This window comes from Streptomyces sp. NPDC047315, assembly GCF_040643215.1.
In the GTDB taxonomy this organism is placed as follows: domain Bacteria; phylum Actinomycetota; class Actinomycetes; order Streptomycetales; family Streptomycetaceae; genus Streptomyces.
The window spans coordinates 176,549-191,360 of sequence record NZ_JBEYTZ010000016.1; the positions used below are offsets into that span (position 1 = coordinate 176,549).

Annotated in this window: 10 protein-coding genes; 7 read left to right on the forward strand and 3 right to left on the reverse strand. The window is 73.7% G+C overall.

Annotated elements, in window-relative coordinates; all coding sequences use genetic code 11:
- Positions 1-2: 2 nt before the first annotated feature.
- Complete coding sequence (locus ABZ842_RS20305) at positions 3-1,625, reverse strand: acyl-CoA synthetase (protein ID WP_361538279.1); 1,623 nt, start codon at positions 1,623-1,625, stop codon at positions 3-5.
- 180 nt (positions 1,626-1,805) lie between these two features.
- On the opposite strand from ABZ842_RS20305, the gene ABZ842_RS20310 reads away from it, so the two are divergent.
- The 7 genes from ABZ842_RS20310 (at position 1,806) to ABZ842_RS20340 (ending at position 10,045) form a co-directional block, all read left to right on the forward strand.
- Positions 1,806-2,666 carry a crotonase/enoyl-CoA hydratase family protein gene (locus ABZ842_RS20310; RefSeq protein ID WP_361538281.1) on the forward strand — a complete coding sequence of 287 codons (861 nt, stop codon included), beginning with the start codon at positions 1,806-1,808 and terminating at the stop codon, positions 2,664-2,666.
- Positions 2,667-2,684: 18 nt separating this feature from the next.
- Entirely contained in the window at positions 2,685-3,680 is a 996-nt protein-coding gene (locus ABZ842_RS20315) for an OB-fold domain-containing protein (protein WP_361538283.1), read from the forward strand.
- Positions 3,677-4,783 (forward strand): thiolase domain-containing protein, encoded by a 1,107-nt coding sequence (locus ABZ842_RS20320; RefSeq protein WP_361538285.1) that lies wholly within the window; start codon positions 3,677-3,679, stop codon positions 4,781-4,783. The genes ABZ842_RS20315 and ABZ842_RS20320 overlap by 4 nt, the downstream gene beginning before the upstream one ends.
- 50 nt (positions 4,784-4,833) lie before the next feature.
- The gene (locus ABZ842_RS20325; protein ID WP_361538314.1) at positions 4,834-6,000 is read left to right on the forward strand and encodes a thiolase domain-containing protein; all 1,167 of its coding nucleotides are present in this window, start codon (positions 4,834-4,836) and stop codon (positions 5,998-6,000) included.
- A 93-nt stretch (positions 6,001-6,093) separates the two neighbouring features.
- Positions 6,094-6,342, forward strand: a complete 249-nt coding sequence (locus ABZ842_RS20330; RefSeq protein WP_361538287.1) for a DUF397 domain-containing protein — start codon at positions 6,094-6,096, stop codon at positions 6,340-6,342.
- Between the two features lie 213 nt (positions 6,343-6,555).
- Positions 6,556-9,402 (forward strand): AAA family ATPase, encoded by a 2,847-nt coding sequence (locus ABZ842_RS20335; protein ID WP_361538289.1) that lies wholly within the window; start codon positions 6,556-6,558, stop codon positions 9,400-9,402.
- A gap of 142 nt (positions 9,403-9,544) precedes the next feature.
- Positions 9,545-10,045, forward strand: coding sequence for a hypothetical protein (locus tag ABZ842_RS20340; protein ID WP_361538291.1), 501 nt, complete (start codon positions 9,545-9,547; stop codon positions 10,043-10,045).
- Between the two features lie 69 nt (positions 10,046-10,114).
- On the opposite strand, the gene ABZ842_RS20345 is transcribed toward ABZ842_RS20340, so the two are convergent.
- Both ABZ842_RS20345 and ABZ842_RS20350 read right to left on the reverse strand, forming a co-directional pair.
- A complete protein-coding gene (locus ABZ842_RS20345; protein WP_361538293.1) occupies positions 10,115-12,301 on the reverse strand; it encodes a terpene synthase family protein in 2,187 nt (728 codons plus the stop codon).
- 82 nt (positions 12,302-12,383) lie between these two features.
- Positions 12,384-14,360 carry an N-acetylmuramoyl-L-alanine amidase gene (locus ABZ842_RS20350; RefSeq protein ID WP_361538294.1) on the reverse strand — a complete coding sequence of 659 codons (1,977 nt, stop codon included), beginning with the start codon at positions 14,358-14,360 and terminating at the stop codon, positions 12,384-12,386.
- Positions 14,361-14,812: the final 452 nt, after the last annotated feature.

Consider the following 14,812-nt stretch of genomic DNA (forward strand, 5'->3'; position numbering starts at 1 on the left):
GCTCACGTCGCAGCGGCCCGGGTCGCCACCGCGCGCGCCCAGCGGTAGTCCGCCTTGCCGCTGGGCGAGCGCTGGATCTCGTCGGCGACCACCAGCTGCCGCGGGATCTTGTAGCCGGCCAGCTTGGTGCGGCAGTGCTCCTGGATCTCGTCCAGCGTGGGGCTGCGCACCCCCTCGCGGACCTGGACGACCGCGGCCACCCGATGGCCCCACTGTGCGTCCGGCACCCCGGCGACCAGCGCGTCGTACACGTGCGGATGCGCTTTGAGCGCCTGCTCGACCTCCTCCGGGTACACCTTCTCGCCGCCGGTGTTGATGCACTGGGAGCCCCGGCCGAGCACGGTCACGATGCCCTCGTCGTCCACCGTCGCCATGTCGCCCAGCAGCACCCAGCGCTCGTCGCCGCGCCGGAAGAAGGTGCCGGCCGTCTTCGCGGGGTCGTTGTAGTAGCCGAGCGGGACGTGGCCGCGCTGGGCGATCCGCCCGGGCTCGCCGACCGCGACCGGCTCGTAGGTCACCGGGTCCACCACCGCCGTGCGCGCGTTGACCCGGAGCCGAAATCCCCGCTCCGGGCCCGAGTCGGCGGTGGCCGTGCCGTTGAAGCCGGACTCCGACGAGCCGAAGTTGTTGAGCAGCATCACGTGCGGGGCGAGCGCCGCGAACTGCGCGCGCACCGTCTCCGACATGATCGCCCCGGACGAGGAGACGCTGAACAGCGCCGAGAGGTCCGTACCCGTCAACGGCCCGTTGAGCGCGTCGATCAGCGGCCTGAGCATGGCGTCCCCCACCAGCGACACGCTGGTCACCTTCTCCGCCTCGATCGTCCGCAGCACCTCGTGGGGGACGAACTTGCGGTGCAGGACCACCCGTTGGCCGAAGTTGAAGCCGATGAACGCGGTCAGCGTGGACGTGCCGTGCATCAGCGGCGCGGTGGGGAAGAAGGTGATGCCCTCGCCGCCCGCGGCGACCCGCGCGGCCAACTCCTCGGGCCGCGCCACGGGCTCCCCGGTGGGCGCGCCCCCGCCGAGCCCGGAGAAGAACAGGTCCTCCTGGCGCCACATCACGCCCTTGGGCATGCCGGTGGTGCCGCCGGTGTAGATGATGAACAGGTCGTCGGGGGAGCGGCCCGGAAGGTCGCGCTCGGGGGAGCCGGCCGCCGCCGCCCGGGCGAAGGGGACGGCGTCGAGCGGCGGTGCGTCCTTCGCCGGAGTGCCGACCCGCACCAGATGGCGCAGCTTCTCGGTGTGCGGCAGCGCACCGGCGACCCGCCCGGTGAACTCGGCGTCGAAGACCAGCGCCACCAGGTCCGCGTCCCGGTACAGATACGCCAACTCCTCTTCGACGTAACGATAGTTGACGTTCACCGGCACGACGCGCGCCTTCAGGCAGCCGAGCAGCGTCTGGACGTACTCGACCCCGTTGTAGAGATGCAGCCCCAGGTGCTCGCCCGGTCGTACGCCGGCGTCCAGCAGGTGGTGGGCGATCCGGTTGGCCGCGGCGTCCACCTCGGCGTAGCTCAACCGGCGCTGCGCCCCCGTCCCCGGATGGTCGAGGTACACCAGCGCCTCGCGGTCGGGCACCACGTCGACGACGGACTCGAAAAGGTCGGCAAGGTTGTACTCCACCGCTCCTCCTGACCCGGCACGCGCCCCGGCGGGCTACCGGTTGGCGGTCATTACAACGCCGCGCGCCCCAACTGGGAAGAGCTGACACAGAATTATCTGACTAACTGTCAGAACACTCTTGAACTGGAACTCGACCTCCTGCAACCTGTTCTGGGTCCTCGTCTGACGGGAGGTCCACAGATGCACAGCGAGCAGCAGGGACGGCCGGAGCGGTCGACGGACTACGGGGGTTCGGAACTCGGGGGTACGGAGCACCTCGCCGTACGGCGCGAGGGCGCCACCCTCGTCCTCACCCTCAACCGGCCGGAGGCGAAGAACGCACTGTCGCTGCCGATGCTCGTCGGCCTGTACGACGGCTGGCTGGCCGCCGACGCCGACGAATCCGTCCGCTCGATCGTCCTGACCGGCGCCGGCGGCGCCTTCTGCGCCGGCATGGACCTCAAGGCCCTCGCCGGCAAGGGCGCGCCGGTCGCCGACGCGTACCGACAGCGGCTGAAGGCCGACCCGGACCTGCACTGGAAGGCCATGCTGCGCCACCACCGCCCCCGCAAACCGGTGATCGCCGCGGTCGAGGGCCCCTGCGTCGCCGGCGGCACCGAGATCCTCCAGGGCACCGACATCCGGGTGGCCGGCGCCGGCGCCGTCTTCGGCCTCTTCGAGGTGCGCCGCGCGCTCTTCCCGATCGGTGGCTCCACCGTCCGCCTGCCGCGCCAGATCCCCCGCACCCACGCCCTGGAGATGCTGCTCACCGGCCGCCCCTACACCGCCGACGAAGCACAGCGCATCGGGCTGGTCGGCCAGGTCGTCCCCGACGGAACCGCGCTGGAGCGGGCCCTGGCCCTGGCGGAGATGGTGAACGCCTGCGGCCCGCTCGCCGTCGAGGCGGTGAAGGCGTCCGTGTACGAGACGGCCGAGATGACGGAGGCCGACGGCCTCGCCGCCGAACTGGCCCGCGGCTGGCCCGTCTTCGACACCCAGGACGCGAAGGAGGGCGCCCGCGCCTTCGCCGAGAAGCGCGACCCCGCATACCGCCGCAGCTGACCGCCCGAGGAGCCCGTCATGACGCCTGCCGCCGCCCCGCCACCGCCGACCCCGACGGACGCACCGCGCACCCCGCTCGTCGCCCCCCTGGTCGTGGAGTTCCCCTTCACCCGCTCCCTCGGGCCGGTCCAGAGCGCCTTCCTCACCGGACTGCGCGAGTCCACCGTCCTCGGCGTGCGCACCGAGGACGGCCGGGTCCTGGTGCCCCCGGTCGAGTACGACCCCGCCACCGCCGCCGAACTGCGCGACCTGGTGGAGGTCGCCGCCACCGGGACGGTCACCACCTGGGCCTGGAACCCCGCCCCCCGCCGCGACCAGCCCCTGACCACCCCCTTCGCCTGGGCACTGGTCCGCCTGGACGGAGCCGACACCGCACTGCTGCACGCCCTGGACGCCCCCGGACCCGATGCCGTGCACTCGGGCATGCGGGTGCGGATCCGCTGGGCGGCGACCCGCACCGGCGCCATCACCGACATCGCCTGCTTCGAGCCGTACGACGGTCCGCGCCAACCCACCGGGGCCGACCACACCGGCACCTTCGACGACCCCGTCACCGGCATCGTCGCCCCCGCCCGCCTCGACTACTCCTACGCACCGGGCCGGGCCCAGAGCCGCTACCTCGACGCCCTCGCCGAACGCCGGATGGTCGGCGAACGCTGCCCCCGCTGCCGCAAGGTGTACGTACCGCCCCGCGGAGCCTGCCCCACCTGCGGCATCGCCACCACCGACCCCGTCGAAGTCGGTCCGCGCGGCACCGTCACCACCTTCTGCATCGTCAACATCAAGGCCAAGAACCTCGACATCGAGGTGCCGTACGTGTACGCCCACATCGCCCTCGACGGCGCCGACCTCGCCCTCCACGGCCGGATCGGCGGCATCCCGTACGACGAGGTCCGCATGGGCCTGCGGGTGGAGCCGGTGTGGCCCGACGACCCGGACGGGCGCTACCCCGACCACTACCGCCCCACCGGCGAACCGGACGCCGACTACGACGCCTACAAGGAGCTGCTGTGACGCCGACCGGGGAGGCCAAGGGCGGCAGGGGCAGCAGGGGCAGCAGGGGTGGCAGGGGCCGCAGGGACGTCGCGGTCGTCGCCTTCGCCCAGAGCCCGACCCGGCGCCACAGCGACGACCTGTCCGAGGTCGAGATGGTGATGCCGGTGCTGCACGAGGTGCTGGCGCGCACCGGGCTGCGCACCAGCGACATCGACTTCACCTGCTCCGGCTCCTGCGACTACCTCGCCGGACGGGCCTTCTCCTTCACCATGGCCCTCGACGGCGTCGGCGCCTGGCCGCCGATCGCCGAGTCCCACGTGGAGACGGACGGCGCCTTCGCCCTGTACGAGGCGTGGGTGAAGCTGCTGACCGGCACGGCCGACACCGCGCTGGTGTACGCGTACGGCAAGTCGTCCCCCGGCCAACTGCGCGACGTCCTCACCCGCCAACTCGACCCCTACTACCTCGCACCGCTGTGGCCGGATTCGGTGTCCCTGGCCGCCCTGCAAGCCCGGGCGCTCCTCGACGCGTCCCTCACCACCGAAGCGGAACTCGCCGCCATCGGCGCCCGCAGCCGCGCGGACGCCGCCACCAACCCGCACGCCCAACTGCGCGGCGACGTCGACCACGGCGACCTGCTCGTCCACCCGCTGCACACCGGGGACTGCCCGCCGATCGGCGACGGTGCCGCCGCCGTGGTGCTCGCCGCCGGAGACCGGGCCCGCGAACTGTGCGAGCGCCCCGCCTGGATCCGCGGCATCGACCACCGCATCGAGGCGCACGGCCTGGGCGTGCGCGACCTCACCGACTCGCCCTCCACCCGACTCGCCGCCACCCGCGCCGGAGCCTTCGACCGCCCCGTCGACACGGCCGAACTGCACGCACCCTTCACCAGCCAGGAGGTCGTCCTGCGCCGGGCACTCGACCTCGACGAGGGCGTACGGATCAACCCCTCCGGCGGAGCACTCGCCGCCAACCCGGTCATGGCCGCGGGGCTCGTCCGCATCGGGGAGGCAGCCGCCCGCATCCAGCGCGGTGCGTCACGGCGGGCCCTCGCCCACGCCACCTCCGGACCCTGTCTGCAACAGAACCTGATCGCCGTCCTGGAAGGGGACTCGTGATGCCGACGGCCCGCCCACCGGCGGCATCAGCCGCATCAGCCGCACCGGCCGTGTCCAAGGAGCCCGTTGCCGTCGTCGGCGTCGGCCAGACCAAACACGTCGCCGCCCGCCACGACGTCTCCCTCGCCGGACTCGTCCGGGAAGCCGCCGTGCGCGCCCTGGCGGACGCCGAGCTGACGTGGGCGGACGTGGACGCCGTCGTCATCGGCAAGGCGCCCGACTTCTTCGAGGGCGTGATGATGCCGGAGCTGTACCTCGCGGACGCGCTCGGCGCCGTCGGCAAGCCCGTGCTGCGCGTCCACACCGCCGGCTCCGTCGGCGGCTCCACCGCCCTGGTCGCCGCCGACCTCGTCGCCGCCCGGGTGCACTCCACGGTCCTCACCCTCGCCTTCGAGAAGCAGTCCGAGTCCAACGCCATGTGGGGCCTGTCCCTGCCCGTCCCCTTCCAACAGCCGCTGCTCGCCGGCGCCGGCGGCTTCTTCGCCCCCCACGTGCGCGCCTACCTCCGACGCACCGGCGCACCGCCCGAGATCGGCTCCCTCGTCGCGTACAAGGACCGGCGCAACGCCCTGAAGAACCCCTACGCCCATCTGCACGAACACGACCTCACCCTGGAACGCGTCCAGGCGTCCCCGATGCTCTGGGACCCCATCCGCTACTCCGAGACCTGCCCCTCCTCCGACGGCGCCTGCGCCATGGTGCTCACCGACCGCGCCGGCGCGGCCCGCGCGCCCCGCCCGCCCGCCTGGCTGCACGGCGGCGCCATGCGCAGCGAACCGACGCTCTTCGCCGGTAAGGACTTCGTCTCCCCGCAGGCCGGCAAGGACTGCGCGGCCGACGTCTACCGACAGGCCGGCATCACCGACCCGCGCCGACAGATCGACGCCGTCGAGATGTACGTCCCCTTCTCCTGGTACGAGCCGATGTGGTTGGAGAACCTGGGCTTCGCCGCCGAGGGGGAGGGGTGGCGGCTGACCGAGTCCGGCGCCACCGAACTCGACGGCGACCTGCCGGTGAACCCGTCGGGCGGCGTGCTGTCCACCAACCCCATCGGGGCCTCCGGCATGCTCCGCTTCGCCGAGGCCGCCCTCCAGGTGCGGGGCGCGGCCGGGGAGCACCAGGTCGAAGGCGCCCGCCGCGCACTGGGACACGCCTACGGCGGCGGGTCGCAGTTCTTCGCCATGTGGCTGGTCGGCGCCGAACCCCCCACCACCTGAACGGCCGCGGACCGGGGCCGCCGTCAGCGGCCTGTCGGCGACGGGGCGCGGTCGCTACGCTGACCGACGAGACCGCGCGGGAGGAGCACCATCGTGGCCGACAGCACCACCGGCACCACCACCCAGCCCTTCTCCGGCTGGGACAAGCCCGACCTCGACCTCAGCAACGCCGACTGGCGCTCGGGCAGCCACGGCACGGGGGACGTCCAGATCGCCTTCGTGGAGGGGTTCATCGCCATGCGCAACGGCGGCCGGCCCGAGAGCCCTTCGCTGATCTTCAGCCCCGCGGAGTGGCGGGCCTTCGTGCTGAACGCCCGCGACGGGGAGTTCGACCTGACCTGAGCCGCCCCGCGACGGAGCCGTACGCGGTGCGCCGCCCGTTATCGGATGACCACGAGATCCGGCAAGTGGAGAATCCGGGATCTGCCGAAAGCCGGGAAAGTCGGGCGGACACGGCCCCGACGGTCGTTCGTCGGCGTACCCTGAGGTGCCTCGACGACGTGTGTTCGGCGCCCCCGCACCTGCCGGGCGTGCGACCGGGCGTGGGGGTTGCACATGAGGCGACGAGCAGGCGCAGCAGGCCGCCGACTGTTCGAACGCGAAGCGGAACTGGCCGCGCTCGACGAAGCGTTGGCGGAGCTGCACCCCGGCCGTGCCGACCCCGACGGCACCGACCCGGACCGCGCCGACACCGCAGACGCCGCCGACACCGCCGACGGTGCGGACCCCGTGGGCCTGGCGGACCTTGCGGGCGACCCCGAAGCCGAGCGCCCGCGCGGCGGGCTCCTCGCCTTCGCCGCCCCCGCCGGACTGGGCAAGACGACCCTCCTCGCCGAGGTGCGCCGCCGCGCCGCCGCCCACGGCTGCACGGTGCTCTCCGGCCGCGGCGGCGAACAGGAACAGCAGGTCGCCTTCCACGTCGCCCGGCAACTGCTGCAACCCCAGCTCGCCGGCCACCGGGAGGCGGAGCTGCGCGCCCGGCTCGGCAGCTGGTACGCCATCGTCGGCCCCGCGCTCGGGCTGTGCGCGGCCACCGACGGCTCGCCCCCGGACCGCCAGGGGCTGCGCGACGGCCTCGACTGGGTCCTCACGCACCTCGCCCTCACCAGCGCCCCGCTCGTCCTCGTCCTCGACGACGCCCACTGGGCCGACCCCGAATCCCTCGGCTGGCTCGCCTCCTTCGCCCCGCGCGCCGAAGAGCTGCCGATGCTGCTCGTGGTCGCCTACCGGCCGGAGGAACTGCCCGAGCACGCCCACCAGTTCCGCCATCTGCCCGGGCGCGCCGGCGGACGCCCGCTCGACCTCGAACCCCTCACCGCCCCGGCCGTGGGCACCCTGGTGCGCGACCTGCTCGGCCCGGACGCCGACGCGGCGTTCTGCCGGGAGTGCTGGGTCGTCACCGGCGGCAACCCCTTCGAGACCATAGAACTCCTCGCCAAGGTCCGGGACCGCGGCATCGAACCCACCGAAGCCGGCGCGCCCCTGCTGCGGGACCTGGCCGCCGCCGTCAAGGGCAGCGGCCTGATAGCCCGACTGGAACGCCTCGGCCCCTCCACGGTCCGCTTCGCCTGGGCGGGCGCCGTGCTCGGCACCGAGATACCGCCCGAACTCGCCGCCGCCGTCGCCGGACTCGGCACCGAACAGGCCGCGGACGCCGCCGACCGGCTGCGCGGCGCCCGCATCCTCACCGGCGCCGACACCCTGGAGTTCGTCCACCCCCTGATAGCCACCGCCGTCTACCGGGCGATACCCGACGCTGTCCGGGTCGCCCTGCACGGCCAGGCCGCCTGGTGCACCGTGGACGCCGGACTCGGCCCCACGGCCGCCGCCCGCCATCTGCTGGAGACCCACCCCGACGGCGACCCCTGGGCGGTCCGCCAACTGCGGGACGCCGCCCGCGAGACGCTGCGTGCCGGCGCGCCCGAGGCCGCCCGCCGCTTCCTCGCCCGCGCCCTGCGCGAGCCGCCCGTGCCCGAGGAACGGGCCCTCGTCCTGTACGAACTGGGCTGCGCCTCGCTGCTCACCGAGCCCGCCACCACCGTCAACCACCTGCGGGCCGCGCTCGACGAACCGATCCGCGAACCGGCGCTGCGCCAGGGCATCGTCTACCACCTCTCCCAGGTCCTCGCCCACTCCGACCGCCTCGCCGAGGCGTCCGAACTGCTGTCCCGGGAGGCGCGCCGCACCACCGACCCGCGCGCCCGCCTCAGACTGCGGGCCCATCGACTCATGTGGGACGCCTTCCGCGCCGACGAACAGGAGTCCCCGGCCCGCTCCCGCCGCCTTGCCCGACTCGCCGACCGGCTCACCGGCCGCGACGTCACGGAGCGGTACGTGTTCGGGCTGCGCGCCTGGGACGCCACTCTCCGCGGCGAGCCCGCCCCCGTCGCACTCGAACACGCGGAACGAGCCCTGGACGGCGGGTTGAGCTGGGCCGTCGCGGACCGCGGGTTCGAAGTGCCCGCGCTGGTCGCCCTCACCTTCCTGTACGCCGATCGACCCGAGCGCGCCGAGGAGCTGTTCGCCGCCGGCACCGCCGAGTTCGAACGCCACGGCTGGCGGGGCGCGCACCTGTCGTTCGCGTACACCCTGCTGGCGTACATCCGCTATCGGCGCGGACGCCTCACTGAGGCCGAGGAGCACGGCCGCGCGGGGCTGCGGCTCGCCGAACGCGTCGGCCGCGGCACCCCCGCCGAGTGGTACTCGGTGGCCACCCTCGTCGAGGTGCTGCTGGCCCGCGGCAAGGTCGACGAGGCGACGGCGATCGCCCGCGACCACGACTTCGGCGAACCGTTCCCGGCCGCCGTCACCTTCCCCGACGCCCAGACGGTGTACGGGGAACTCCTGCTCGCCCGGGGCCGTACGGCCGATGCGGTGGGCGAACTCGCCTCGGCCGGCCACCGGCTGGACGCCCGGGGCATCCGCAACCCGGCCTGGTGCCCCTGGCAGCTCCACCTCGCCGCCGCCGAGCACACCGTCGCCCCCGACCGGGCCCGTGCAGCCGCCCGCGACGCGCTGGAGCGCGCCCGCCGGTTCGCCACCCCGTCTGCCGTCGGCCAGGCACTGCGGGTCGCCGCCGAGGTCGGCGACGAGCACGAGCGCACGCCGCTGCTGACGGAGGCCGTGGCCGAGCTGGAACGTTCCCCCGCGGCGTACGAACTCGCCCGCGCCCTGGTCGCCCTCGGTACCCACCTGTGCCGCACCGGTCGGGTGCACGAGGGCGTCGACCACCTGGAGCGCGGCCGTACGACGGCCCTGCGGTGCGGCGCGGACGCACTCGCCGCCACGGCCCGTGACGAGCTGACGGCGGTGGGTGGGCGGCCCGGTGACCCGCCGCCCCCGGACCGCCAGCGCACTGCTGTCCCGGACCCCCGCCAGGCCGGGGTGCTGCGGGCGCGCTAGCACCGGGCCGAGTGTGCGGTGATGGCGTCTGCGGCCCGTCTGCGGCGGCGGTGCGTCACCGGTGCGTTGGGCGGGTCCGGGGCCGGGGTTCCGGGGCCGCCCCCGGTCCGGTCGACCGGTTCCGGACACGTACCATGGCGGTATGTCCTTCCTCCGCCGCCGCAGCGCCGCCACCCCCGCCGGCCCGGACTTCGACGTCCTGGCCATGGACCCGGGGGACTGGCCCGGGAATCTCGGTGCGGGCCTGCTGCCCGCGCCCGACGGCACCTGCCAGGGGGTCTTCCTCCGGTACGACCTGTTCGGCGGCCGAGGCCCCGCGATGATCATCGGGAATCTGCCGCAGGGCTCCCCGGCGCGCGAGCTGGCGCAGGGACAGGTGCCCTTCGAGGTGGCGCAGCTGCTGCTGGCGCTGGAGAACGACGAGCCGGTGGAGGTCGTGGGCTCGGAGGACGTCCCCGTGATGCAGGGGGACAACCTGCTGATCGTGCGTCGGCTCAAGCTCTCCGAGAGCCGGATCTCCTGCGTCCAGTTCGACCGCAGCGATGACGTCCTGGTCACCATCGCGAGCTGGGACCGGCCCATCACCGACGACCTGTACGCCCTGCTGAAGCCGCTGCCGGCGGAGCTGTTCCAGCAGGGCTGACGCCCGCGGCCCGGGTGCCTGCGCGCCGCGCGATCGAGGAGATCGCGCGGCGCTGCCGTTTTCGCCCCGTCAGCGCGTCAGCAGGGTCGCGAGCCGGGCCGCGGAGGTCCCCAGGCCCGAGGGCCGGCCGAGCCGTGCGGTGCCGGCGCCGGCGTGGACGTCCTGCGGACCGTAACGGCGTACGTTCCGGTGCCAGTTCACGATGCCCGCCATCCAGTCCTGGAGCTCGCCCACGTAGGCGTCGAGCTCCGCCCGCTGGTCGGCGTCCAGCTTCAAGTCCTCGCAGAGGATGGGCAGTTCCTCTTCCCTGACGTGGAGGAACTGGCGCAGCCGGCCCCGCATCAGATCGTCGACGATCACGACGGCCGCCGGGTAGTCACAGCCGAAGAACGTCTGCACCACCAGCAGCGCGTTGTGCACGTCCCCGTCGACCTCGACCTCCTTCTGGTAGGAGAACAGGTCGTTGACCAGACAGGCGTACGTGACGGCGGAGCCCTCCAGGCTGCGCACCGTGCCGCTGCGCAGCACCTTCGCCGGCAGCCGCCGCGAGCGCCGCAGCCGGCTCAACAGCAAGGTGAGATCGGAGCCGAAGGTGTCCCGGCGCATCTCCAGGTAGTCCACCGGATCCGGCACGCGGTGCTGCGCCAGGTTGTGCAGCTCCCACAACCAGCTCTCCAACATGGCCGCGATCGCGTCCCGCAGCTGTCGTCGCGCGTCGGGCGCCATGGGCCCGGCGGTGCGCACCCACAGGTCCGCCAGGCCGCGCTCCAGCGGACTGACGGCGTGCGCCGGGGCGGCGGCCGGCTCGTCGACGGGCAGGCACGCCAGCAGCCGCTCGTTGGACAGCCGGGCGTCCGCGAGGTTCTTCGTCCGGCCGAAGACGAGGGGGTAGTAGTCGTCGGCGTAGGTCCCCCAGGTCAGCCATTCGGCGCTGAGCTCCAACTCTTCCGGCGTGGCGTCGGGGTCGATGCCGGCCGCGCAGAGCGCGAGGTCGAAGCCGCGCAGCAGCGGCCCGTCCCAGATGTCGCCGAGCAGCCCCATGCGCTCCATCCACGCGTGGGACCGCGCTCTGGCGTGCTCCAGGTACGGGCTGAGCGCCACGGGGAACGGCAGGTCGAAGTCGGGGAGCAGGGACGGGCCGGTCTGCTGGTGCGGCACGTGGGTGAGGGTGCGCAGCCGGGCGGCGGCAGGGCGGCCGAAGAGCGTGGTGACGTCGAGCGCCGAGGTGCCGAAGACGCCCCCGAGCAGGCCCCGCCCCGGGGTGGAGCCCTCGTTCATGTAGCGGCTGGAGCGCAGGTGCCACTCGTGGCCGCCGGACTGCCAGTCCTGGAGGCCCTTGACGTACAGCGCGACCGCGGCGCACTCGGCGGGGGAGAGGCCCTCCTCCAGGCAGAGCGCGGGGACCTCGGTCAGCGCGGTGTTCTCGAACTGCTGCAGGCGCGAGGTCAGCAGGTCGTTGACCACCTCCGCGGCCTCCTGGGTCGGGCAGTCGAGGAAGGTCTCCAGGACGAGGACGCCGTTGCTCAACTCGCCCTCGTCCTCCACTTCCCGTTGGTAGGAGAAGAGGTCGTTGCGCAGGTGGACGGCGTCGGCGAAGGTCTCCGTCAGCACCCGCAGGGGCCGGCTGCGGGCGACCGAGGCCGGCACTTCGGCGTCCGCCGCGAACTCCACCAACTGCGCGGACCAGGGCGCGCCGCCGACCTTGCGGCGCATCTCGACGTACTCGACGGGGTTGGCGATCCGCCCCTCGTTGATGTTGGAGAGCTCCCAGATGGACTCGTCGAGCAGATTGCGGGTCGACTCGGCGAACCGGGCGCGCCACGCCGGGCCCATGTGCACCACGGTCCGCCGCCACAGGTTCGCGAGGCCCGCCTCCACCGGATTGGTGGGCTCGGGCACCGGCTGCCCGGGGTCCATCGGCATGAAGGCCGGCAGCCGGTCGAGGTACGCCTGCCCGCCCACCCGGTCCTGGGTGCGCTTGAAGGTCTCCAGGAAGTGGTCGTCGAAGAAGAAGACCCACACGTACCAGTCGGTGACCAGCGACAGCTTCTGCGCGTCGCAGTCGGGGTGGGTGTAGGCGCACAGCCCGGCGTAGTCGTGCGCTTCGAGGTCGCGCTCCTCCCAGATGCCGGAGCCCTCCAGCATCCCCATCCGGCGCGCCCACGCGCGGGTGTGCGTCCGCGCCGTCTCGACGTGGGCGTTGAGGCGCGCCGGATGGGGCACGTAGAAGTCGGGCAGGACGAAGGGCTGTGCCATGCGGGCCGGGCCTTTCCGGTCAGGCGGAACGGTTTACCGGCGTGTCCTGCCCATCGCCCGGATGGCCCAAGCTCCGGACGGATTAGTCATACGATCGCACCAGCGTGACGTCGGCTGCCTTGACGAAGGCGATCCGGTGCCCGAACTGGATCTGGTAGTACTCCTCCTGTCCGCGCACCACCCGGTGGACCGACGTGTCGAACGTCGGTGCGTACAGGTACTCGCCCGGCGTCCGTTCGCCCACCACGTACCGCTGCCCGGCGAGCAGTCGGTACGGCAGCGGGGAGAGGGACTGCACCGGCACGTCCGCCGGATAGGCACCCGCCTCCGGATAGGCCCTGCCGTACACCGGCACCTCCGTCAGCCCCTCCCTGGGCGTGATCAGCGTGCCCCGGGCGCCCACCGCCGTCGGCTGCTCGGCGGGGTTGTGGAACCACGCCTTCACGCCCAGGTACCAGATCGCAGTCCACTCGCCGCGGCGCTCGGCCACCGCGTACTGCTGGCCGGTCGAGGCCCGCGCGCCGATGTCGTTGACGTTCGTCGTCGATTCGCTGCCGTCCGGCCGCAGTCCGACGTCCTTGACCAGCGGCGAGTCCGCCGAGGGCGCCGTGTGCAGCCGCACCGCCCCGGAGCCGTGCGCGGCGCACGGCTCGCCGGGCCTGACGCAGCCCGTGTATGTAGGCCGGTGGCGCGCGTAGTCGGGACGGACGGTGACCACCGCCGAGGCCGCCCCGGCCGTGGCCGCGTCCTCGAAGGGCCGGCCCAGCAGCGTGAAGTAGTGGGCCCAGTCCCAGTACGGGCCCGGGTCGGTGTGCATGCCGCGGACGCTCGCCGCGGTGGAGCCGGGCACGTTGTCGTGGCCGATGACGTGCTGACGGTCCAGCGGGATCCCGTACCGCTTCGCCAGGTGCCGCACCAGCCGCGCCGACGAGCGGTACATCGCCTCCGTGTACCAGGCGTCCGGGGCGGCCAGGAAGCCCTCGTGCTCCAGTCCGACGGACTTGGCGTTCACGTACCAGTTGCCGGCGTGCCAGGCGACGTCCTTGAGCGGCACGTGCTGGGCGACGTGCCCGTCCGACGAGCGCAGCGTGTACTGCCAGGAGACGTACGCGGGGTCCTGCACCATCCGCAGCGCCGAGTCCCAGTACCCCTCCACGTCGTGGACGACGATGTAGCGCACCGACTGCGAGACGGGCCGGTCGGCCTTGTCGTGGTTGCCGTAGTCGCCCTCGCCGAACTCCTCGTACGGAGCGGGCACCCACTCGCAGGACACCGTGTGCGGGCACTCCGTCCGTCCGCTGTCGGCGGTGCGCAGACCGAGCCCCGCCAACTGCGCGCGGTCGGGCGCCGCGTCCGCGTCCGGTGCCAGCGTCACGCGCTGGCCGGCGTCGGTGCGCCGGCTGTGACCGGTGCGGATCACCTGGAAGACGTCGTCGGCGTACGCGCTCGCCGTCGCCGCGTCGTCGGCGCCGGAGAACCCGGCCACCGCGCCGTACCAGTCTGCCGGGTCGGGGCTCGGCGCCCGCCCCAGGCGCCGCTGGGCGTCGGCGAGCAGGGCAGCCCCGCCCAGCACATTGGCCCGGGCGCTGGTGCGCAATCGTTTCGGCGCAAGGCCCGACAGCGCGGCGGCCCGCTCAAGGGTCCGCAGTCGGGCCGGGAGCGCATCGGGGTCCGGCAGGGGCGCGGGCGTCCGGGCCGCGGAGCCGGCGGGTGACGCCGGGCGGGCGACCCCGTCGCGCCCTGCGCGCCCGTCGTGCGCGCCGTGCCCGACCGAGGCGCCCGGCGCGGGCTTCGGAGCCCGAGCCAGCGCTGTTGCGGCATCGGTGAGGTGCATCGGCCCGTAGCCGCCGACGACGCTCGCCGCCCCGCCGTGGCCGTCCCAGCGCGACTGGAGGTACGCCACGCCGAGCAGCACGCCCTGCGGCACCCCGTACTGCCTGGCCGCGTGGGCGAAGTCCCGCTGGAGCGCCCCGGCCGCCGGGTCCGCGTCCGGGCCGCGCGGCGCGGTGGCCGCGGCGCCCGGCGTCAGCGTCGACAGCAGCAGGGCCGCGGACGCCACCGCAGCGCCCGACCCCCGCAGGAGGGCTCGGCGTGCACGGCGCGAACGGCGCGTGGACGGGGGAACGGATCGGTGCACGGCGGCCTCCGGGAGCATGCGGTGCGCGACGGGCGTGCGAAGCAGGGCCTGCTTCAGGGGTATCGGTTGCCACACGGGCCGTCAAACATGCGTGACGCAAGGGAACACCCCACGTCAGGACGTATGTCGCCGAACTTTCAGCGACGCGCCGCCGACCGCCTGCAGGGCGTCGCAGGTCCATGCCAATGCCGCCCGTGCACAAGGGAGTTCGAGGAAATCCGTCGATCGCCGGTCGCGTCCGCTCACCGCGGGCGGACGCGAAGGAGTGCCGTGGGGGCCGGGGGGGGACACCCCGGGCCCCCCCCCCCAAACCCCCCCCCGGGCCCCAACCCCCCCCCCCCCCACCCCGAGCCCCCCCCGCCCGCCCCCAAACG